At 52.0% G+C, this 1,634-nt stretch carries 1 protein-coding gene; it reads left to right on the forward strand.

The window, feature by feature from the left end; translation table 11 throughout:
* Nucleotides 1-525 precede the first annotated feature (525 nt).
* Entirely contained in the window at nt 526-1,320 is a 795-nt protein-coding gene (locus AC3RJ7_RS18795) for a transposase (RefSeq protein WP_491457390.1), read from the forward strand.
* Nucleotides 1,321-1,634 lie beyond the last annotated feature (314 nt).

Here is a 1,634-nt window from a genome sequence, read left to right on the forward strand (position 1 = left end):
AGACCTAGCAATTATTTTTTAATCTATACATATTTCACGTAATCAAATATACACTCATTGACAGAAAAAATGATGCACCCAGAAGGAGAGGTCGTATTCGTAACTACATTGGTACACGTGCACAGCCTTCATAGATAGGTAAATGATTAGAAGTTGACGTCACTAGCATGTCGAGCAGAGCCACCAGAGGGTGTGTGTGTTGTCACCACGGTCGACGTGCTAAGGGTATCAGGCAGTTGGTCGAGTGCCAGGTAGTAGTGAATCACGCTGCGTGAACGTCATCAGACACGGATAATGCCGCGTAGACGCGTTCAACAGCGGTACCGTCAACTGACGGCGTTTGAGAGAGGAGTCATTGTTGGACTTCGTACGGCAGGCTGGTCATACCGTGCCATTGCTCGACATGTGGGGCACACAGACATGACGGTCGCCCGATGTTGGACTCAATGGGAACGTGAGGGTACGCACACACGACATGCAGGGTCGGGGCGCCCCCCACAAACCACCCCAAGGGAGGATCGTCGTATGGTGCGTGCAGCCTTACAGGACCCATTATCCAGTGCGGCCAACATTCGGGCACAGGTTATGGACACGTTACAACACCCAGTGTCATCCCGCACCGTGGATCGACGACTTACTGCGGCAGGGCTACGAGTATACCGCCCCATGCGACGACTGCCATTGACACCACACCACAGACGCCTGCGTTTGTTGTGGTGTCGTGACCGAGAGGCATGGAATGCTGAAGAATGGCGTCGCATCATGTTTAGCGATGAATCTCGGTTCTGTTTGTCCACTGATGACCATCGTGTACGTGTACGGCGTCGCCGAGGCCAAAGGACCAATCCTAGCAATGTTGTCGAACGACACACCGGCGTTACTCCAGGCATCATGGTGTGGGGAGCCATCGGTTATGGGTTCAGGTCACCTCTTGTAGTGATACGAGGGACCCTGACGGCTGAACGCTACGTCACCGACATCCTGCGTCCGCACGTCCTCCCCCTTTTGCAGCAGCATCCTGGAACACTCTTTCAACAGGATAATGCCCGACCACATACCGCACGCCGATCTATGGACTGCCTGAGGCATGCTGGCGTCCTTCCATGGCCAGCTCGATCTCCCGATCTGTCCATAATCGAACATGTATGGGATCAACTGGGACGTCAACTCCGACCAAGTGCCAACCTGGGTGTTCTGGAGGCGCAGTTACAACAGTTGTGGGCGGATCTGCCACAGGAGAGGATACAACGACTGTATGACTCCATTCCGCACAGAATCGCCGCATGTCTTCAGGCCCGTGGTGGTGCAACACCATACTGACATGCACCCAATGACAGTAGCCGTTAGGCCCCAGCCGTTGCCCTTTCCATCTGCAACTGTAATCGTTGCAATAAAACCACAAGACACGTCAGACTGTGCAGTGTTGTTTCCTGCCGACCGCTCCTTCTGGGTGCATCATTATTTCTGTCAAGGAGTGTATATATTAAAACCTCCTTCAAAAGTCGGTATCTTTTACTTAATTATATCGAGTTATCGAGTTATTTTTTGAGATGTTTGGTGGGTATGTGAAAAACCTGACGAGATGGGGTTAAATGGACTGCGGATTCGGTTTCAGCGATCCCATAAACATATAG

The organism is Agromyces solani (assembly GCF_058349925.1).